Here is a 20,119-nt window from a genome sequence, read left to right as displayed (position 1 = left end):
GGTTCACCACAAAGGCGCTTCGGGGCCTTTTTTGCAGGTCAAAAGCAGTTGCTTGTCGGCTGTTGGCTTGTCCTTACCTGCGGCGGCCGCTTCCCAGTAAGTTGCCCAGTACGCCGCGCACGATTTCCCTGCCAATGGCCGAGCCCACCGTGCGCACGGCACTTTTGACCACCAACTGGGCCACCCCGTCGCGTTGCCCACCCCGCGGGCCTGAGCGGCCAAACAGCAGGTCTGACAGCCCACCCATCAGGCCACCGCCGGCCGGCTCGGCCGCAGTTGCGGTTTGCCCAGGCAAGGGACGGATGGTGTTGGCTTGGCCGGATGCAGTGGCCTGACCCTTGATTTTTTCGTAAGCCGACTCCCGGTCCTGGGCTGGTTCGTACACCCCGGCCACCAAAGAGCCTTGAATCAGCGACTGGCGCTGGTCAGGTGTGATGGGGCCGAGTTGGCTGCCCGGTGGCAAGACAAACACGCGTTCGGTCTCGCAGGGACGGCCCTTGGCGTCCAGAAAGCTCACCAACGCCTCGCCCACGGCCAGCTCGGTGATGGCCGCCTCAATGTCCAGTCCTGCCTTGGGGCGCATGGTTTGCGCGGTGGATTTCACGGCTTTTTGGTCGCGAGGTGTGTAGGCGCGCAGGGCGTGCTGCACCCGGTTGCCCAGCTGGCCCAGCACGCTGTCGGGGATGTCCAGCGGGTTTTGCGTGACGAAGTACACTCCTACGCCCTTGGAGCGCACCAGGCGCACCACCAGCTCGATCCGCTCGACCAGGACCTCTGGCGCGTCCTTGAAGAGCAAGTGCGCCTCGTCAAAAAAGAAAATCAGCTTGGGTTTTTCCGGGTCGCCGATCTCGGGCAGCACCTCGAACAACTCCGACAGCATCCACAGCAAGAAGGTGGCGTACAGGCGGGGTGAATTCATCAGCTTGTCGGCCGCCAGGATGTTCACCACCCCCTGGCCTTGTGCGTCGGTCTGCATGAAGTCTTCGATGTTGAGCATGGGCTCGCCAAAGAACTGGTCACCGCCCTGGGTCTCGATTTGCACCAAGCCGCGTTGGATGGCCCCGATGCTGGCGGCGCTGATGTTGCCGTACTCGGTGGTGAACTGCTTGGCGTTGTCGCCCACGTACTGCAGCATGGCCCGCAGGTCTTTCATGTCCAGCAGCAGCAAGCCGTTGTCGTCGGCGATCTTGAACACCAGGTTCAGCACGCCCGCTTGGGTGTCGTTCAGGCCCAGCATGCGCGTCAGCAGCAAGGGCCCCATGTCCGAGATGGTGGCGCGCACCGGATGGCCTTGCTCGCCAAACACGTCCCACAAAGTGGTGGGACAGGCCAGGGGCTCGGGCAAAGCCAGTCCTCTGCTTTGCAGCACGGTGGCCAGTTTGTCCCCGATCTTGCCCTCTTGACTGACCCCGGTCAGATCGCCTTTGACGTCGGCCATAAAGACAGGCACGCCCAGGCGCGAAAAGTTTTCGGCCAGGGTTTGCAGAGTCACGGTTTTGCCGGTGCCGGTGGCCCCGGTGATCAGGCCGTGGCGGTTGGCCAGACCCGGCAGCAGGTGACACTGCGCCAGGGTATTTTGAGCAATCAACATCGGATCAGCCATCGAAAATCTCCTCCTCGGCGTGAAAAGTAAAATCCTGCCTCTAGGTTAAATCAACATTCAAGGAATTTCCGATGGCTGGCCACAGTAAATGGGCAAATATTCAGCACCGCAAGGGGCGGCAAGACGAAAAGCGCCAACGGATCTGGACCCGCGTGGTGCGCGAAATCATGGTGGCTGCCCGCACCGGAGGTGGTGATGCCAGCGCCAACCCACGTTTGCGCCTGGCCATTGAAAAGGCCAAAGCGGCCAACATGCCGGCCGACACCATCAAACGCAACGTGGACAAGGCCACTGGCAATCTGGAGGGCGTGAGCTACGAAGAAATTCGTTATGAGGGTTACGGCATCGGTGGCGCAGCCATCATTGTGGACACCATGACCGACAACCGGGTGCGCACCGTGGCCGAAATGCGCCACGCCCTGAGCAAGCACGGCGGTAACCTGGGCACCGAGGGCTCGGTAGCGTTTCAGTTCAAGCACTGTGGTCAACTGATTTTTGCTCCTGGCACGTCGGAGGACCGGGTCATGGAGGTGGCTCTTGAAGCCGGTGCCGAAGACGTCCTCACCGACGAGGAGGGCGCGATCGAGGTCTTGACCACACCCGCTGATTTTGAGGCCGTGAAAAACGCGCTGGAGGCGGCCGGACTGGTGGCCGAGATGGCCGAAGTCACCTGGCGAGCCGAAAATTCTGTGTCTTTGTCCGGTGATGAAGCGGCCAAAATGCAAAAATTATTGGATATATTGGAAGACTTGGACGATGTGCAAAACGTTTTCCACAACGCCGAATTTGAAGATTAAGGAAGTTGGATGAAAGTATTGGTCGTTGGCAGCGGTGGCCGTGAGCACGCCATGGCTTGGAAACTCGCGCAGTCGCCCAAAGTGCAGCTGGTTTATGTGGCACCCGGTAATGGCGGCACGGCCAAAGACAAAAACCTGGTCAATGTGCCGATTACTGACTTGGCGCTGCTGCGCCAGTGGGCTTTGGATAACGGCATCGGTCTGACCTTGGTGGGCCCCGAAGCTCCCTTGGCGGCGGGCATTGTGGACGATTTTCGCGCCCATGGCTTGCGGATATTCGGCCCCACCCAGGCCGCCGCTCAGATGGAAAGCTCCAAGGCTTTTTCCAAGGCCTTCATGCAGCGCCATGGCATCCCCACCGCCGAATTTGAGACCTTCACTGACCCGGCTCTGGCCCACGCCTACGTGGACCGCCAAGGCGCACCCATTGTGGTCAAGGCTGACGGCTTGGCCGCAGGCAAAGGGGTGGTGGTGGCCATGACGTTGTCCCAGGCGCATGAGGCGATTGATTTCATGTTGCTCGATAACACGCTCGGTGTGGCGCACAACGCAGGCGGTGCACGCGTGGTGATCGAAGAGTTCTTGCAAGGCGAAGAAGCCAGTTTCATGGTGCTGTGTGACGGCAAAAACGTGGCGGCCCTGGCCACCAGCCAGGACCATAAACGCTTGCTGGACGGCGACGAAGGCCCCAACACGGGCGGTATGGGGGCTTATTCTCCTGCCCCCGTGGTCACGGCCGAGGTGCACGCCCGCGCCATGCGTGAGGTCATCTTGCCCACCATTCGGGGCATGGAAAAAGACGGCATCCCCTACACCGGCTTCTTGTATGCAGGCTTGATGATCGACCCGCAAGGCCGCATCAAGACCCTGGAATTCAACTGCCGCATGGGCGACCCCGAGACCCAGCCCATCTTGATGCGCCTGAAGTCCGATCTGTTTGAAGTGCTGATGGCGGCGACCGGCGAGGGCCTGAATCAATTGGAGATGGAATGGGACCGGCGCGTGGCGCTGGGGGTGGTCATGGCCGCCGCGGGTTATCCGCTGGACCCACGCAAGGGCGATGCCGTGACAGGTCTGCCCAAAGACTTGAACGATGCCATGGTGTTCCATGCGGGCACCACCGAAAAAGACGGTCAAATCCTGACCTCTGGGGGGCGTGTGCTGTGCGTCACGGTGCTGGCTGACTCGGTCAAGCAAGCGCAGCAAAAGGCTTACCAGGAGGCGATCCCAATTGCCTTTGAAGGCATGCAGATGCGCCAAGACATTGGTTATCGCGCCATCAAAAACTGAAAATCCCTTATAGCCTACATGCTCACCTTAAGCAGTCATTGCGAGACGGTCATCGACCCCTGTCTAGACCAATTTTTTTTGAATTTGCTCTGTCTGGGCCTCGTGCCTGAGGGTACGCGCAGCCGCACACCGGGTTGGCTTTGCGTCCTGACCGGACCAACGGGATTTCCTCCATCGGCTCCTGGTCCATGCAGACGTTCAGGGTTTGCATGTGTACCAGATGCACCCCATGATCCTCTGGGGTCCAGCGCAGTCGGCTCTTGCAACAGCGACCCCAAGCGCCACCTGCTTTTGAAACCTCTCCACCTTCCTTTCCACCCATGAGCAACAGCTTCGAACTCAGCGTCGTCAAAACACATCTGCTGGGCTTGCAAGCCCGCATCACCGGGGCCTTGACTGATATTGACGGCACCCCTTTTCTGACCGATGCGTGGCAAAAGGACCCAGGTGAAAAACTCCAGGGCAATGGCATCACACAGATACTGGAGGGGGGCCCGGTGTTCGAGCGGGCCGGTTGCGGTTTTTCACATGTAACGGGGCCTCAGTTACCGCCGTCAGCCACGCAGCATCGCCCGGAGCTGGCCGGTTCGGCCTTTGAGGCCATGGGCGTTTCGTTGGTCTTTCACCCGCGCAATCCCTATGTGCCCACGGTACACATGAACGTGCGCATGATCGCCGCAAAGCCCGCAGGCAATGACCCCATAGCCTGGTTTGGCGGTGGGATGGACCTGACACCTTACTACGGCTTTGACGAGGATGCTGTGCATTTTCACCAAACCTGCAAAGAGACCTTGGCCCCGTTTGGCGAGGGCCTGCATCCCCGTTTCAAGTCATGGTGCGACGACTATTTCTGCAACAAACACCGCCATGAGCAGCGCGGTGTGGGCGGTATCTTCTTTGACGACTTTTCCGAGTTGGGCATGGATCAGAGCTTCGCCATGCTGCAAAGTGTGGGGGATGCCCTGTTGCCCGCATATATGCCGATCGTGCAGCGCCGCAAAGACACACCCTACGGCGAGCGCGAGCGCGACTTTCAGCTCTACCGCCGGGGCCGTTATGTTGAATTCAACCTGGTTTGGGACCGGGGAACGCACTTTGGCTTGCAATCTGGGGGACGCACCGAGTCGATCTTGTTGTCCATGCCGCCCGAGGTGCGCTGGACATATCAGCGACAGGATCCGCCGGATACGCCAGAGGCCCGTCTGCTGAGCCACTTCCTGGTGCCCAAGGACTGGGTTTGAGCCAGCCACTAAACAAGCCCGCCGTCGCCGCTGCGCCCGGTGTGTTGCGCTTGGGGGTTTTTGGCGGTGCTTTCGATCCTCCGCACCTGGCGCATGTGGCCTTGGTGGAGGCAGCCATAGCTCAGCTGTCTCTGGACCAGGTGCGCATCGTGCCTACCGGCCAGGCTTGGCACAAGCCTCGACTATTGAGTGAAGCCATTCACCGTTTGACCATGAGCCAGCTTGCTTTCCGGCACCTGCCAGAGGTGGTGGTGGACCCGCGTGAAACGTGTCGTGATGGCCCGAGCTACACAGTGGACACGCTGCACGAATTGCAGTCCGAATTTCCTGCCGCGCAGCTGTATTTGTTGCTCGGCGATGACCAGCGCCGTTCCTTGACCGCTTGGCATCAAATCGAAGAAATTGATCGCATCGCTATAATCTGCGCCGCAAGCCGTGATAAGTCCGTGAGTGCATGGAACGAAGTATCCGTCGCTGCACAGACCAGCTCGACCATTCCTGACAAGCTGCAAGCGCGCATTCGCACTTTGGACATGCCGCTGATGCCTCACAATGCCACGGACATCCGTGCGATATCGGCCACAGAACAGACCCTGAAAGGTCTGGTATCCCCCGCTGTAGAGCGCTATATTCACGATCACCACCTTTACAGGCCACATTGATGACCGAAAACGCCGCCAAAAAAGACATTCAAAAACTCCAGCGTGCTGTTGTGGACGCACTTGAAGACGTCAAGGCCCAAGAGATCCAGGTGTTTGACACCGAACATCTGTCCTCCCTGTTTGAAAGGGTCATCATTGCCTCAGGCAGCTCGAACCGTCAGACAAAGGCTTTGTCCGCCAGCGTGCGCGACAAAGTTCGCTTGGCAGGCTTTGGCAAGCCGCGCATCGAGGGCGAAGACAATGGTGAGTGGATCATTGTCGACTGCGGCTCAGCTGTGGTACACATCATGCAGCCCACTATTCGTTCCTATTACAACCTGGAAGAAATCTGGGGCGGCACGCCCGTGCGCCTGAAGTTTGGTGCGCCCAAGCCTGCCGTAACAGCAGAGGTCAAGGGCCACATCAAGAACTCGGTGGCGAAAAAAGCCACGGGCAAAGCTGCCGCCAAATCTGCCGAGGCCAAACCACCCGCAGCCAAGAAGTCGGCAGCCAAACCCGCATTGAAAGCACCGGCCAAATCGGCCAAGCCAGCGGGCAAGGCACCCGCTAAAACCACCGCTAAACCCGCTACTGGAACAGCAGCCAATTCGACTCCGAAAGCCAACAGCCCCACCAGCAAGCACCCGTTGAAGACAGTGGGCAAGCCCACGGCCAAATCAGCTGCCCAACCGGCAGCCAAAAAACCCCCAGCCCGCAAGCCCTGTGCAAGCGGCCACCCGCCGAAAAGCCGATTGATCCTGAATGAAGCTGCTGATCGTTGCGGTCGGCCTGCGTGTGCCGGATTGGGCGCAGACCGCTTGGGACGACTACGCCAAACGCTTTCCGCCTGAGCTCAAGGTCGAGCTAAAAGTCGTGAAAACCGAGCCTCGGGGCTCTAAAACCTTGCCCAACCTGTACGCGGCCGAGCGCCAGCGCATCGAAGCGGCCATTCCCCGTGGCGCCCGCATCGTGGCGCTCGACGAGCGCGGCACCCACCTGACCACGCAGGCCCTGGCCATCCGCCTAACCAGCTGGCAGTTGGGGGGAGACGACTTGGCCTTGGTCATTGGTGGCCCCGACGGGCTGGAGCCCGAGTTTCGCCAGGCAGCGCACGAGCGCATCCGCTTGTCCGATCTGACCTTGCCCCACGCCATGGCCCGCGTGCTGTTGATCGAGCAGCTCTACCGCGCCTGGTCCATCAACGCCAACCACCCCTACCACCGGGAATGAGCGACTTCATTTACCTTGCCTCTCAAAGCCCTCGGCGCAGCCAGCTCCTTGACCAGATGGGCGTGGCCCACAGGCTGCTGCTGGCCTCGCCTGAAGAGGACGCCGAGTCTTTGGAAGATGTGCGGGGTGCGGAAGCGCCTGCACGCTATGTGGCGCGGGTTACAGCTTTGAAACTCGATGCGGCGATGCAACGGTTGAATCTTCAGGGCCTGCCTGCCGCGCCCGTGCTGTGCGCTGACACCACCGTGTGCCTGGGCCGGGATATTTTGGGTAAACCGACTGATGAGGCCGATGCCGTGCGCATTGTGAAACGGCTGTCTGGCCAAACCCACCGCGTATTGACAGCCGTTGCCGCACAAAAAGGGCACAAACGGGTGGCGACGGTGTCTCAATCGTGGGTGCGCTTTGCGCCCATGACACCCGCTCAGATCAAGGCCTACGTGGCCACAGGCGAGCCCATGGGCAAAGCCGGTGCTTACGGGGTACAGGGCAGGGCGGCTGCCCATATTGAACAGATCCGGGGCAGTTATTCAGGCATCATGGGTTTGCCGCTGTTCGAGACTGCCGCTTTGCTGCGCTCGTTGGGTGTTCGCTGTTGAATGCATGTGCCAGGGCCTGCTTGGAGGTGCGCGACAGTCCCATGACGATATCGGCTCGATTTGGCGTATCCAACTTTCTTTTCATTGAATGACTGCCATGCAACAAGATATTTTGGTCAATTGGTCGCCCCAGGAAACACGGGTCGCTGTGGTCGAGTTGGGCGCCGTGCAAGAACTGCACTTGGAGCGTACCCTTGAGCGCGGTCTCGTGGGCAATGTGTACTTGGGAAAAGTGGCCCGTGTTTTGCCTGGCATGCAATCGGCCTTCATCGACATCGGGCTGGATAAGGCGGCTTTTTTGCACGTGGCCGATCTCTGGCAAAAACACGTTGAAGGCGAGACGGCTTCAGCGCGCACAGGTCAGCCGCTGGTGCCGATTGAAAAACAGGTGTTCGAAGGTCGCGCCATCATGGTGCAGGTCATCAAGGACCCCATGGGTACCAAGGGTGCCCGCTTGTCCACGCAAATCAGCATCGCGGGACGGCATCTGGTTTTCTTGCCGCAAGACGAGCACATTGGTGTGTCGCAAAAAATTCCGTCTGATCAGCGCGATGCGTTGCGCCAAAGGCTGCAGGCTTTGGCGGGGCCATCCGGGGGGGGCTTCATTTTGCGCACCAACGCGGAAGACTCCAGCGACGAAGAGTTGCAAGACGACATCGCCTACTTACGCAAGATCTGGGCGCGCATCAAGGATGTTTCGATGCGCTTGCCGCCGGCCTCCTTGCTGCACCAGGACCTGACGCTGCTGCAGCGTGTGCTGCGCGACTTGGTGGGCGAGGCCACTCAAAGCATTCGCATCGACTCGCAAGAGCAATTTGCCAGGCTGGAGGCTTTTGGGCGCGAGTTCATGCCCAAAGCCGCTGAGCGTTTGCAGTTTTACAAGGGCGAGAGGCCCATCTTTGACCTGTATGCCATCGACGAGGAAATTGCCAAGGCGTTAGGTCGCCGGGTGGACTTGAAATCGGGCGGTTACCTGATCATCGATCAGACCGAGGCGCTGACCACGGTGGACGTGAACACGGGCGGTTATGTCGGCGCACGCAATTTTGAAGACACGATTTTCAAGACCAATCTGGAGGCGGCCCAGGCCATTGCGCGGCAGCTTCGATTGCGCAATCTGGGAGGCATCATCATTGCCGACTTCATCGACATGGCCCGGGGCGACCACCAGGAGGCGGTGTTGTTCGAGTTACGCAAGCAATTGGCGCGGGACCGCGTCAAAACATCCTCGGGTGGTTTTTCGCCCTTGGGCCTGCTGGAGATGACACGTAAACGTACCCGTGATTCTTTAGCCCACATGTTGTGCGAACCGTGCCCAAGCTGTCAGGGCAAGGGCATTGTCAAAACACCGCGCTCGGTAGCCTATGACATCCTGCGTGAAATTTTGCGGGAAGCACGTCAATTCAATCCGCGAGAGTTCAGGGTGGTGGCAGGCCCGTCAGTGATTGACATGCTGCAAGACGAGGAAAGCCAGCATTTGGCAGGGCTGTCAGGCTTCATTGCCAAGCCGATTTCGCTGCAGGTGGAATCTGGCATGGGACCCGAACAGTACGACATTGTCCTGATCTGAATTGCATCAAGACCGGTGAACAGAGTCTGGGCCGGCTACATCACCGGCCCACTCCCCACGGTGTTGCAGTCGCGCATAAGCACCGCCGCTTGCCAGCAACTGTGCTGGCGCACCTTGCTCAACAATGCGGCCATGTTCCATCACGATCACCCGATCGGCGTGTTCAATGGTGGACAAGCGGTGCGCCACGATCAGGGTGGTGCGACCTTTCATCAGCCCTTGCAAGGCTTCCTGCACCAGCCGCTCAGACTCATTGTCGAGAGCAGAAGTGGCCTCGTCCAAAATCAGAATGGGTGCATCTTTGTACAAGGCCCTAGCGATGGCCAGTCGTTGGCGCTGGCCACCTGAAAACTGGTTGGCGTTGTGTCCCAGATCGGTGTCCAAGCCTTGGGGCAGGGTCTGCACATGGCGCCACAAATTTGCCGCTTCGAGGCAATGCTGAACTTTGCCCCGGTCTGGCTGCTGACCCAAGCTCACGTTGGCCGCCAGACTGTCGTTGAGCATCACCACATCCTGACTGACCATGGCCAATTGGCTGCGCAGGCTACCCAAATGCCATTGCCCAAGTGGGATGCCATCGAGCATGACCACACCGTTTGTTGGGTTTAAAAACCGGGGCAAGAGCTGGACCAAAGTGGTTTTTCCGGCTCCGGATGTTCCGACCAGTGCCACCGTCTCCCCTGGCAGCACGGTCAGGTCAATGTGTGACAGGGCAGGGGGTTCCCCGGGGTTGAATTGCACACTCACGTCGTGCCATGCAATGGCACCGCGGGCACGTTCGACCTGGTGCTGGCCCTGGCTTTCCTCGGGGGCGTCGTGCAACAAAGCAAGACCGCGCTCAAGCGCTGCCAGACCGCGCGTGATGGGGTTGGCCACGTCTGCCAGCCGTTTGATGGGCGCGATCAGCATCAGCATGGCCGTGATAAAAGCCACAAAACTTCCTACTGTGGCCCCGGATCCCGGTTCTCGGCTTTGAATCAGGGCAATCACCAACACCAAGGACAGGGCAATGGCCGCCATGATCTGAGTCAGTGGCGTGATGGCCGCTGACGCGGTGGTGGACTTCAGGGCCAAACGTCGCAACCGTTGCCCCAGCCCATTGAACCGACCAATTTGTTGCTCATGGGCGCCATGCAACCGAACCATGCGATGGGCCAGCACATTTTCCTCCACAACATACGCCAAATCGTCTGTGGCCTTTTGGCTTTCTTTGGTCAAGCCATACAGGCGCCGCGACAGAACTTTCATGATCCAGCTCAGCCCCGGGGCAACCGTGAAGACCACCAAGGTGAGTTGCCAGTTGAGCCACATCAGATAGCCCACCAAGGCCAACAGGGTCAATCCATCGCGGGTCAGACCAATCAGGGCTGAGACCAGCTGTGTGGCGCCGACTTGCACCTCGTACACCACGGTATTGGACAAGGTGCTGGCCGATTGACGTTGGAACAAGGACAAATCGGCTTTGACCAGCTTAGCAAACAGGTCGCTACGAAGTTGTTCCATGCCATTGTTGGTCACTCTTGCCAAAGCGTATTGCGCCACGAAATGTGCCATACCTCTTAAAGTGAACAGGCCAATGACTGCCAGCGGAATCGCCCACAGCGGCAACTGATTGCCGGCAAAGCCGTTGTCCAGCAAAGGCTGAAACAAGGCTGGGATCAATGGCTCCGTTAGCGCTGCTACCAAGGTAGCCCCCAACGCCAGAATCCAGACCCATTTCTGCCGCAGGAAGTAAGGCCTCAATCGCAGCAGGCGCAGACGAATGCTCGGTTGGGCAGAATGCTCAGAACTAGGAGGGGTGTGTGGCGGCATGACGGATAGGATTGTAAGCAGAGGGCGATCAGGCAGTCCTTGCCAATGGTTAAAAGGGCTCGTCTTGCGGGTGCCTGGGAGGAGGCCTCAGGCAGGTGCGATGCTTCACAGGAGGGCGACAGTGGCACCGTTAGAATTGACCATCTGAGGATGTACGATCACTGATTTCAACGGTCCCTCTGATCATGGATGCACATGAACCTGTTTAATTTTCCTGCGCGTTGCCAGGGTTTGCTGTTGAGTTTTGCCTTCTTGTCAGTTTTGAGCTCATCCGTCTGGGCCCAATTCAGGGTGGAAGTTACCGGCGTGGGCTTGACCCAGTTGCCAGTTCTGGTCACCACTTTCAAGGCGGAGGGTCAGTCACCTCAGAAACTATCTTCCATAGTCCAAGCCAATCTATCGCGTACAGGTCAGTTCAGGCCTTTGCCCGCAGGCAATTTGGTTCTCGATGAAATGAGTCGTCCTGATTGGTCGACTTTGCGCGCCACGTCAGCAGAGGCCCTGCTTGTCGGCTCTGTGACCCGTTTGGCGGATGGTCGTTTCGATGTGCGCGCCCGCCTTTGGGATGTGGTCAAAGGTCAAGAAAAATCCGACTTCAGGGATACCGTTGCTGCGGCAGACTTGCGCTTGTCTGCACACCGAATCTCCGACTGGGTTTACCAGCAACTGACGGGTTCTCCGGGTGTATTCACCTCGCGCATCACTTATGTGACCAAGTACGGTTGGCCGCTACACCTTGTGGGTGGCAGACTCCGATGGAGAAGGTGCGCGTTCAGCCATCATTAGCCCGGAGCCCATCATCTCGCCATCTTGGTCACCGAACGGTACTCACTTGGCCTATGTCTCATTTGAAAATCGTAAACCTGTGGTTTACGTTCATGAATTGGCAAGTGGTCAACGGCGGGAGGTGGCCAACTTCAAAGGGTCCAACAGCGCCCCGGTTTGGGCGCCTGACGGACGTTCCATCGTCGCCACTTTGAGCCGGGATGGCGGCTCCCAACTTTGGCGGGTGGCTTTGCAAGGTGGTGAGCCCCAACGTTTGACCAGCGGTAGCATCAACACAGAGCCTGCCTTTTCGCCAGACGGACAGACTCTTTACTTTGTCAGTGACCGAGGCGGCAATCCGCAAATTTATAAAATGCCAGCATCTGGTGGCGCGGCCGAGCGTATCACCTTCACTGGCTCGTACAACATTTCCCCCGCCCTGAGCCCGGACGGCAGATGGATGGCCTATGTTTCTCGCATTGGAGGCGCATTCAAACTGCACTTGATGGACCTGGTCTCCGGACAAACCAGCGCATTAACCGATTCAAACGCCGATGAACGACCCAGCTTTGCGCCCAATAGCCGCTTGTTGGTCTATGCCACCCAGCAAGGCACAGAGGCGCTCATGACCACTACACTCGATGGTCGGGTCAAAGCCCGTCTGGCTGGACAAGTTGGCGATCTCCGGGAGCCCCATTGGGGGCCCTCCAGGCCTTGAGACAATTTTTTAGGTTTTTATCCATGAGGTTGATTATGAAAAAGCAAGTCGTGACGGTTTTTTTGCTCGGTGCCTTGTTGGTGGGCTGTGGCTCGGGCGTCAAGCTCGATGATGTCCCGGTTGAGGACAAGGCGGCCACTTCGACCGGTCCGGGCTCGAGGGTAGCGGTGCAGGGCTTGGGTGCCGCTCAAGGCGGTGCCCAAACAGGCATACCGACTGTTTCTGTGGAGGCGAAGGCCCCAGGCCAAGGCCCAGCGGGCGTGGTGCACGTGGTCTTTTTCGACTATGACAGCTATGTCATTCGTTCTGAGGCGCGTCCTGTTATTGCTTCGCACGCCCAGTTTTTGCAAGCCAACAAACAACGAAAAGCCAGCCTGGAAGGCCATACCGATGACCGTGGGGGCCGTGAATACAACCTGGCACTGGGGCAAAAACGAGCCGATGCAGTTCGTCAGGCCTTGAGTTTGCTGGGTGTGCCCGAGTCTCAACTCGAGGCGGTGAGTTTCGGTAAGGAAAAGCTGCTATCAGAAGGTGGCTCCGATCTGGAGCAAGCAAAAAATCGCCGCGTCGAAATTCGTTATTGAGGTTCAATATGCTTCGAGCGTGTGAGTGGAAAAAGTCCGGCCTGGCCCTGTTGGTGGCCTTGGGTGCGCTGGGCGGAAGTGCGCAGGCGGCTCTTTTTGGTGACGATGAAGCGCGCCGGGCCATTCTGGACCTGCGCCAACGCCTTGAACAAGCTCAAATTGCCAATCAAGCCCTGGTTGAACAAGCTGCGCGAAAGCAAAACCAACTGATTGACGAGCGCGTGACTTCGTTGCGCTCAGCCTTGCTCGATTTGCAAGCTCAAATTGACAAACTGCGCTCGGATCTGGCTCAAAGTTTGGGGGCACAGGAGCGCCTTGCTCGGGATTTGTCGGAACTGCAGCTTCGGCAAAAAGATGCCTTCTCCAGCGTTGATGATCGCTTGCGACGTTTTGAGCCTGTGCGTGTCAGCATTGACGGTCGCGAGGCCATGGTGGATCCGTCTGAAAAGGCTGATTTCGACAAAGCCTTGGCGTTCTTTCGTCAAGCCGACTTTGCTGCAGCGCAATCGGCCTTGGGGGCTTTCATGGTCCGTTACCCCCAAAGTGCTTTTTTTCCCTCTGCTCTTTTTTGGTTGGGCAATGCCCAGTATGCCAACAAGGCTTACCGAGAGGCGATGTTGAACTTTCAGCGTTTGTTGACCGACTCCCCTTCGCATCCGCGCGCGTCGGAAGCGATGCTTGCCATTTCCAATGTGCAGCTTGAACTCAAAGACCTCAAAGGTGCCCGAAAAACATTGGAGCACCTGATCAAAACACACCCCGCTTCTGAAGCAGCAGCCACGGCTCGCGAGCGATTGAGCCGTTTGCGCTGAAGCCGCATGGCTGTCATTTCAGTCGATGAACTTCAGAACTTGAGGGTCCAGATTTGGATCTTCAGTTTTGCTTTGTCCTTTTTAACGGGCGTTTGGGTGCACCGTGGTCATTTTTGCACCATGGGAGCCATCAGTGACTGGGTGGTGATGCGCGATGCCACTCGCCTTCGCCAGTGGGCCCTGGCTCTGGCTGTGGCCATTTCGGGTTTTGGAGCTATGGCTGGGGCGGGGTGGATCAGCCCACTGAACACGATCTATGCCAACCATCAACTGAGCTGGTTGTCCGGGCTTTCTGGTGGCACCTTGTTCGGTATAGGTATGGTCTTGGCCTCCGGTTGCAGTAGCAAATCGCTGGTTCGATTGGGGGCGGGCAATTTGAAGTCCTTGGTCGTATTACTGGCAATGGCCGTTGCCGGCTTGGCTACGATGCGGGGTTTAACCGCAGTTTGGCGCGTTCGTTACATCGACCCCGTAGCAGTCATTTGGCCTGATGGCCCTTTTGTGGGGCAGTGGGTGTCTTCATACAGCGGGCTTGCCTTGCCTGATGCCCTTGGCTTGTCGGCCGCCGTGGCGACTCTGATTCTTTTGATTTGGGTGGTTCATGATCGCAGTTTCAATACCCTGAGCAATTGGGCGACGGGGGCAGGTGTGGGGCTTCTGGTCGTGTCGTTTTGGTGGCTCAGCGGTGTATGGGGCTTTGTTCCAGAACACCCGCAGACCCTGGAGCCGGTTTTCCTAACCACACACAGTGGACGGATGGAGGCGCTCAGCTTCACTGCGCCCGTGGCCTATTGGCTGGATGCCTTGCTTTATTACAGCGATGGAAGCAAGCGCTTGACCTTGGGCATGGTCACGGTCCTCGGGGTACTCAGTGGGTCTTGCGTCAGTGCCCTGTTGCAGGGCTCTTTCCGCTGGGAAAGCTTCACAGACCGTGCAGATTTTGTGCGTCACTTGGTAGGTGGTATTTTGATGGGCGTGGGCGGGGTATTGGCCATGGGCTGCACTTTTGGTCAAGGTTTGACGGGTTTGTCTACCCTCAGTTTGGGCAGCCTCTTGTCTGTCATGGGCATTTTCTTTGGGGCCTGCACTGCATTGCTTTGGCAACTGCGGCAAGATTGAGGCAAGTGTATTACATGAACCATCCGTTTCCAGCATCTCACCATGGCCATGCCTGAAACATCCTCACCACAATCACTCAGTCCTGAGGCTTCGAGCGAACGCCGTTTTGGCGCGCTGCAGCGTCTTTATGGTGTTCCGGGAGCCCAACGTATTCGACAGGCCCATGTGGCGGTGGTCGGTTTAGGGGGGGTGGGATCCTGGTCTGCTGAAGCTCTGGCGCGCTCCGGGGTGCGTCGCCTGACCTTGATCGACATGGACCACATTGCCGAATCCAATATCAATCGGCAAATTCATGCCCTTGATGTGACCACCGGGCAGTCGAAAGTGCTGGCGATGCAGCAACGCATCGCTTTGATCAACCCGGATTGCCAAGTCGATATGGTGGATGAGTTTGTCAGCCCAGAAAATTGGCCTGGGTTGATGTTGCAAATCCCGGATGCCTTGATTGATGCCTGTGACCAAGTCAAGGCCAAGGTGGCCATGGCGCATTGGGCCATGATTTCGAAAGTGGGGTTCATCACGGTGGGCGCTGCGGGCGGCAAACGTCTGGCACACAAAGTGGATGTCGAAGATTTGTCCCGCATCACAAACGACCCTTTGTTGGCTCAGCTGCGGTATCGACTTCGCAAACATCACCATGCTGCTCGTGGTAATCAGCGAATGGGTGTTTCCGGGGTGTTCAGCCGTGAGCCGGTAGCTCCTCCCGATGCCTCTTGCGCTGTCGATGGTGATGGTTCACTCAATTGTCACGGCTATGGTTCGGTCGTCAGCGTCACTGCTACCTTTGGCATGTGTGCGGCCTCCGAAATTTTGAATTTTTTGGCTAAGCCTCCTGATGAGATCTTAAATTAAGGCTATAATTTGAGTCTTGCCGCAGTGCAACGCATCGCAGCACAGGGACCATAGCTCAGTTGGTAGAGCAGCGGACTTTTAATCCGTTTGTCGTGGGTTCGACCCCCGCTGGTCCCACCAAATTCGAAGGCACTTTGTACGGCAGTTCAAAGTGCTTTTTCATTGGTTAAGTCACTGTCGGGTCCACACCTCCCCAGCTTGCCGGGGTTCTTAGCTTGGGGATTGCCGTTTGGGCAATGCACTCTCAAAGAGTCACCGCATGAGATGGAACTCGGTGTTTCAAATCGAAGTGACTTCTTCCAGCAATGACGTCAGCTCGAGCCAACGCTCTTCCAGGTCGCTCGCTTCCTCAGTCAGGGCTTTGAGACGACGGCCGGTTTCGGCGATCTTTGCTGGGGGAAAAATGGAAGTCATTTGCTGTTCAAGCAATGCTTTCTCAACCTCGATGCTCGCGAGGCGTTGCTCATTTTGCTCCAGTTCGCGCTTCAAGGGACGAGTTTTCTCGGCCAGTTGCTGTCGCTTTTGGGCATCGAGTTTGCGCTGTTCGGCGCCGCTGATGACGGGTGCGCTAACGCTGGCCAAGGGCGCGGCCACTGATGAGGCAACAGGCACTGGCGCCTGAACTGCGGTGGGCGATACCGACAGGTTGGCATTGCAGGCGAGTTTTTGAGCTTCCTCGCGCAGGCGTTTGGACTCTTCCAACAGGTATTTCTGGTAATCGTCCAGATCGCCGTCAAAGGGCTCGACCTTGCCCCGGCCCACCATCCAGAACTCGTCGCACACGGCGCGCAGCAAGGCGCGGTCGTGGCTGACCAGCATGACGGTGCCTTCGAACTCGTTGAGCGCCATCGACAGGGCCTCTCGGGTCGCCAAGTCAAGGTGGTTGGTGGGCTCGTCCAGCAGCAGCAGGTTGGGCCGTTGCCACACGATCATGGCCAGCACCAGTCGGGCTTTTTCGCCGCCGCTCATGGAGCCCACGGACTGCTTGACCATGTCGCCACTGAAGTTGAAGGTGCCCAGGTAGTTGCGCAGGTCCTGTTCGCGGCTGGGCTCGTTGCTGCCCAGCTCTTTGGACAGGCGAATCATGTGCTCCAGCGGATTGTCATTCGGGTGCAGCACATCGAGTTCTTGCTGCGCAAAGTAGCCGATGTTCAGGCCCTTGCCCTCGGTCAGCGTGCCGGCCAGTAGTGGCATGGTGCGGGCAATCGTTTTGACCAGGGTCGATTTGCCTTGACCGTTGGCCCCCAAAATACCAATGCGCTGGCCCGCCAACACCGATTTGCTCACGCCTTGCAAGATGGCTTTGGGCTCGTCGTCCACCACATAGCCAAAACTCGCGTCGCTGATGGCCAGCATCGGGTTGGGCAGGTTGTTGGGTTCCTTGAAGCCGAAGGTGAACTCGGCATCGGCCAGCAGCGGGGCCACTTTCTCCATGCGCTCGAGTGCCTTGACCCGGCTTTGAGCCTGCTTGGCTTTGCTGGCCTGGGCTTTGAAGCGGGTGATGAACTTTTGCAGGTGGGCGATCTTGTCTTGCTGCTTGGAGAACGAAGCTTGTTGCAGCTCCATCTGTTGGGCACGCAGGATTTCAAAGCCACTGTAGTTGCTGCCGTAACGGGTGAGTTTGGCGTGGTCGATGTGCAAGGTGACATCGGTCACGGCATCCAGAAACTCGCGGTCATGGCTGATCACGATCATCGTGCCCGCGTAGCGCTGCAACCAAGCTTCCAGCCAGACCAGCGCATCCAAGTCCAAGTGGTTGGTGGGCTCGTCCAATATCAGGATGTCTGACGGGCACATCAGTGCGCGGGCCAGCTGCAAGCGCATGCGCCAGCCGCCCGAAAAGCTGTTGACCGGGTTGTTGAGCTCGTCCACCCGAAAGCCCAGGCCCAAAATCAGGGCTTCTGCGCGCGGCATGGCGTCGTGGTCCCCGGCATCGGCCAAGTCGGTGTAAACGTGGGCCATTTCCATGCCGTCGCCACTGGCTTCGGCCACCACCAAACGTTGGCGCAATTCGGCCAATCGGGTGTCTCCTTCCAGCACAAAGTCAGCGGCGGCTTGGTCGGTCTCGGGCATGTTTTGTGCAACTTGACCCATGCGCCACTGGCGCGGCATTTCAAAGTCGCCGCCGTCCTCGGTCAAGCTGCCGTTGAACAACGCAAACAAGGTGGATTTGCCCGCCCCGTTGCGCCCCACCAGACCGACTTTTTCGCCGGGGTTGAGGGTGACAGAAGCTTTGTCCAGCAGCACCTTGGTGCCTCGGCGGAGGGTGACGTTTTTAAGATTGATCATGAAAAGCAGTGTCCGGAACAGATGCCGGTATGGGGAGCAGGGTCAGTCTGGAGGGACTGACCTCTAAAAGCACAACCCGCCATTTTCGCCGATGTGTGTGTCGGTGAGATGGCGTGTTGAAAATTAGGTCGTTTCCCAGGCCTGCAGGCCGGGCATTCAAAAGCTGAGCAAGGCTTCGCGGGAGATCAACAGCACCTGATCGTCGCCCGCGCTGGTGTCCAGCCAGGCGACTTCGAGTTCGGGAAATGCTGCGATGAAATGGTCGACTTCGTTTCCGATTTCCAGCACCAACAAGGCTTGCTCGCTCATACGTGATGGCGCATCCTTGAACAGTTGCCGCACAAAGTCCATGCCGTCGGTGCCGCCAGCCAACGCCAGTTCGGGCTCAGCGCGGTATTCGGCGGGCAGGGCGTCCATGCTGGCTTGGCACACATAGGGTGGGTTGCACAAGATGAGGTCAAACGGGCCCGGCAATGCACTCAGACCGTCGCTGTGGATCAGTTGGACGCGCGCTTGCAAGTCGTGACGCGCCACATTGATGGCGGCCACGGCCAGCGCATCATCGGAAATGTCCGCCCCGGTGACTTGCACCTCGGGCCAAGCCAGTGCCGCCAGCACGGCCAGGCTGCCGTTACCGGTGCACAGGTCCAGCACGCGGGTGGTTTGCTCGCTCAGCCAGGCGTCGATCGTGCCATCGGCCAGCACCTCGGCGATCAGGCTGCGCGGCACGATGGCGCGCTCGTCGATGTAAAACGACACGCCCTGCAACCAGGCTTCTTGTGTGAGGTAGGCGGCGGGTTTGCGGGTGACAACGCGTTCTTCGATCAGCGCAGCGCAAGCCGCCTGCTGTTCGGGCGTCACGGCCTGTTCTTTCACTTCGTCCAGATCGATGTCCAGCGGCAGGCCCAGACGCCAAAGCACCAGCCAGACCGCTTCGTCAAAGGCGCTCTGGGTGCCGTGGCCAAAAGCCACTCCCGCGTGTGCGAGCCGCTCGGAAGATGCCGCGATCAACCCCGACAGGGTCAAGGCGCTCATGCGGACAGGCCCGCGTCGAGGTGTTCCAGCGTGCGGCGGTAGATGGCTTTGAGCGGCGCGATGTCTGTCAGCGCTACATGCTCGTTGACCTTGTGGATGGTCGCGTTGGGCGGACCGAACTCGATGACTTGTGGGCAAATCTGCGCGATGAAGCGGCCGTCGCTGGTGCCGCCTGTGGTGGACAGCTCGGTGGTCAGGCCGGTTTCGTCGGTGATGGCTTGTTGAATGGCTTTGACCAAGCTGCCCGGTGTGGTCAAAAACGGCAGGCCGCCGAGGGTCCATTTCAGTTGGTACTGCAAGCCGTGTTGGTCCAGCACGGCCGTCAAGCGCTGCTGCAGGCTCTCGGGTGTGGATTCGGTGCAAAAACGGAAGTTGAAGTCCACCACGCAGTCGCCGGGGATCACATTGCTCGCGCCCGTGCCCGCATGGATGTTGCTGACCTGCCAACTGGTGGGTTGGAAGAAGGCATTGCCTTCGTCCCACCGAATGGTCACCAACTCGGCCAGTGCCGGGGCCAAGCGGTGGATCGGGTTGTCGGCCAGGTGCGGGTAGGCGATATGGCCTTGCACTCCTTTGACGGTGAGTTTGCCGCTTAAGGTGCCGCGTCGGCCGTTTTTGATCATGTCGCCTGTTTGCTGCACTGAGGTGGGTTCGCCCACGATGCAAAACTGTGGCGCATCATCCCTTGCCACCAAGGCTTTGCAGACCACCACGGTGCCGTCCAGCGCCGGACCTTCTTCGTCGCTGGTCAGCAAAAAGGCGAGGCCAAGCTTCGGCTCGGGATTGCTTGCCAGGAACTCCTGCACCGCCACCACCATGGCCGCCAGCGAAGTTTTCATGTCGCTTGCCCCTCGGCCAAACAGCTTGCCGTCGCGGTGCGTGGGGGTGAAGGGGTCGCTGTTCCAGTGCGTGAGTGGCCCAGTGGGCACCACGTCGGTGTGGCCCGCAAAGGCCAGGGTCTGGCCCGAGCTGCCCGCCCGCTTGGCCCACAGGTTGCGCACTCGGAAGGTGTCGGGGCCGGAGTCCATGAATTCGCAGACAAAGCCCAGCGGCTTCAGGGCGTCGGCGATCAGGTCCAGGCAACCGGCGTCATCCGGGGTGACCGAGGGCTTGGAAATCAGCTGTTCGGCCAAGCGCAGGGTGTCGTGACAGGTGGTCATGT

17 protein-coding genes, 1 tRNA gene and 1 pseudogene are annotated in these 20,119 nt (G+C 58.8%); 14 read left to right on the top strand and 5 right to left on the bottom strand.

Annotation, left to right across the window (positions count from 1 at the left end; all coding sequences use genetic code 11):
- Positions 1-73: 73 nt before the first annotated feature.
- A complete protein-coding gene (locus HEQ17_RS06400; protein WP_296291968.1) occupies positions 74-1,603 on the bottom strand; it encodes a helicase HerA-like C-terminal domain-containing protein in 1,530 nt (509 codons plus the stop codon).
- A gap of 71 nt (positions 1,604-1,674) precedes the next feature.
- Here HEQ17_RS06400 and HEQ17_RS06395 point away from each other — a divergent pair, with 71 nt between their 5' ends.
- The 8 genes from HEQ17_RS06395 (at position 1,675) to rng (ending at position 8,971) form a co-directional block, all read left to right on the top strand.
- Positions 1,675-2,400, top strand: a complete 726-nt coding sequence (locus HEQ17_RS06395) for a YebC/PmpR family DNA-binding transcriptional regulator (protein ID WP_296291967.1) — start codon at positions 1,675-1,677, stop codon at positions 2,398-2,400.
- A 9-nt stretch (positions 2,401-2,409) separates the two neighbouring features.
- A complete protein-coding gene (gene purD, locus HEQ17_RS06390) occupies positions 2,410-3,690 on the top strand; it encodes a phosphoribosylamine--glycine ligase (RefSeq protein WP_296291966.1) in 1,281 nt (426 codons plus the stop codon).
- 320 nt (positions 3,691-4,010) lie between these two features.
- On the top strand, positions 4,011-4,931 hold the full coding sequence (hemF, locus tag HEQ17_RS06385; protein WP_296291965.1) for an oxygen-dependent coproporphyrinogen oxidase: 921 nt from the start codon (positions 4,011-4,013) through the stop codon (positions 4,929-4,931).
- Positions 4,928-5,593: a nicotinate (nicotinamide) nucleotide adenylyltransferase gene (gene nadD / locus HEQ17_RS06380; protein ID WP_296291964.1), complete on the top strand. Its 666-nt coding sequence runs from the start codon at positions 4,928-4,930 to the stop codon at positions 5,591-5,593. The genes hemF and nadD overlap by 4 nt, the downstream gene beginning before the upstream one ends.
- Positions 5,593-6,423, top strand: coding sequence for a ribosome silencing factor (gene rsfS / locus HEQ17_RS06375; protein ID WP_296291963.1), 831 nt, complete (start codon positions 5,593-5,595; stop codon positions 6,421-6,423). The genes nadD and rsfS overlap by 1 nt, the downstream gene beginning before the upstream one ends.
- Positions 6,335-6,802, top strand: coding sequence for a 23S rRNA (pseudouridine(1915)-N(3))-methyltransferase RlmH (gene rlmH, locus HEQ17_RS06370; protein ID WP_296291962.1), 468 nt, complete (start codon positions 6,335-6,337; stop codon positions 6,800-6,802). Before rsfS ends, rlmH begins: the two co-directional genes overlap by 89 nt.
- Entirely contained in the window at positions 6,799-7,401 is a 603-nt protein-coding gene (locus tag HEQ17_RS06365) for a nucleoside triphosphate pyrophosphatase (RefSeq protein ID WP_296291961.1), read from the top strand. Before rlmH ends, HEQ17_RS06365 begins: the two co-directional genes overlap by 4 nt.
- Before the next feature lie 97 nt (positions 7,402-7,498).
- Positions 7,499-8,971, top strand: a complete 1,473-nt coding sequence (gene rng / locus HEQ17_RS06360; protein WP_296291960.1) for a ribonuclease G — start codon at positions 7,499-7,501, stop codon at positions 8,969-8,971.
- 6 nt (positions 8,972-8,977) lie between these two features.
- Here the strand turns inward: rng and msbA are convergent, their stop codons facing one another.
- Positions 8,978-10,783, bottom strand: coding sequence for a lipid A export permease/ATP-binding protein MsbA (msbA, locus tag HEQ17_RS06355; protein WP_296291959.1), 1,806 nt, complete (start codon positions 10,781-10,783; stop codon positions 8,978-8,980).
- Positions 10,784-10,978: 195 nt separating this feature from the next.
- Between msbA and tolB the strand changes: the two are divergent.
- From tolB to HEQ17_RS06325, 6 genes and pseudogenes are all read left to right on the top strand, one after another.
- Positions 10,979-12,266: pseudogene (gene tolB, locus HEQ17_RS06350) on the top strand (Tol-Pal system beta propeller repeat protein TolB).
- Positions 12,267-12,301: 35 nt separating this feature from the next.
- Positions 12,302-12,850, top strand: a complete 549-nt coding sequence (locus HEQ17_RS06345) for an OmpA family protein (protein ID WP_296291958.1) — start codon at positions 12,302-12,304, stop codon at positions 12,848-12,850.
- An 8-nt stretch (positions 12,851-12,858) separates the two neighbouring features.
- On the top strand, positions 12,859-13,662 hold the full coding sequence (ybgF, locus tag HEQ17_RS06340; RefSeq protein WP_296291957.1) for a tol-pal system protein YbgF: 804 nt from the start codon (positions 12,859-12,861) through the stop codon (positions 13,660-13,662).
- Between the two features lie 6 nt (positions 13,663-13,668).
- On the top strand, positions 13,669-14,781 hold the full coding sequence (locus HEQ17_RS06335) for a YeeE/YedE family protein (RefSeq protein WP_296291956.1): 1,113 nt from the start codon (positions 13,669-13,671) through the stop codon (positions 14,779-14,781).
- Positions 14,782-14,829: 48 nt separating this feature from the next.
- Positions 14,830-15,633 carry a tRNA threonylcarbamoyladenosine dehydratase gene (locus HEQ17_RS06330; protein ID WP_296291955.1) on the top strand — a complete coding sequence of 268 codons (804 nt, stop codon included), beginning with the start codon at positions 14,830-14,832 and terminating at the stop codon, positions 15,631-15,633.
- A 44-nt stretch (positions 15,634-15,677) separates the two neighbouring features.
- Positions 15,678-15,753: transfer RNA gene (locus tag HEQ17_RS06325), tRNA-Lys, on the top strand.
- Between the two features lie 159 nt (positions 15,754-15,912).
- On the opposite strand, the gene HEQ17_RS06320 is transcribed toward HEQ17_RS06325, so the two are convergent.
- From HEQ17_RS06320 to dapE, 3 genes are all read right to left on the bottom strand, one after another.
- Complete coding sequence (locus HEQ17_RS06320) at positions 15,913-17,922, bottom strand: ATP-binding cassette domain-containing protein (protein WP_296291954.1); 2,010 nt, start codon at positions 17,920-17,922, stop codon at positions 15,913-15,915.
- A gap of 156 nt (positions 17,923-18,078) precedes the next feature.
- Positions 18,079-18,957, bottom strand: a complete 879-nt coding sequence (gene prmB, locus HEQ17_RS06315; protein WP_296291953.1) for a 50S ribosomal protein L3 N(5)-glutamine methyltransferase — start codon at positions 18,955-18,957, stop codon at positions 18,079-18,081.
- Complete coding sequence (gene dapE / locus HEQ17_RS06310; RefSeq protein ID WP_296291952.1) at positions 18,954-20,117, bottom strand: succinyl-diaminopimelate desuccinylase; 1,164 nt, start codon at positions 20,115-20,117, stop codon at positions 18,954-18,956. The genes prmB and dapE overlap by 4 nt, the downstream gene beginning before the upstream one ends.
- Positions 20,118-20,119 lie beyond the last annotated feature (2 nt).

This window comes from Limnohabitans sp. (assembly GCF_023910625.1).
In the GTDB taxonomy this organism is placed as follows: Bacteria; Pseudomonadota; Gammaproteobacteria; order Burkholderiales; family Burkholderiaceae_C; genus Limnohabitans_A.
Note: the sequence above shows the minus strand (reverse complement) of the source record. Positions and strands in the feature narration are given on the sequence as shown.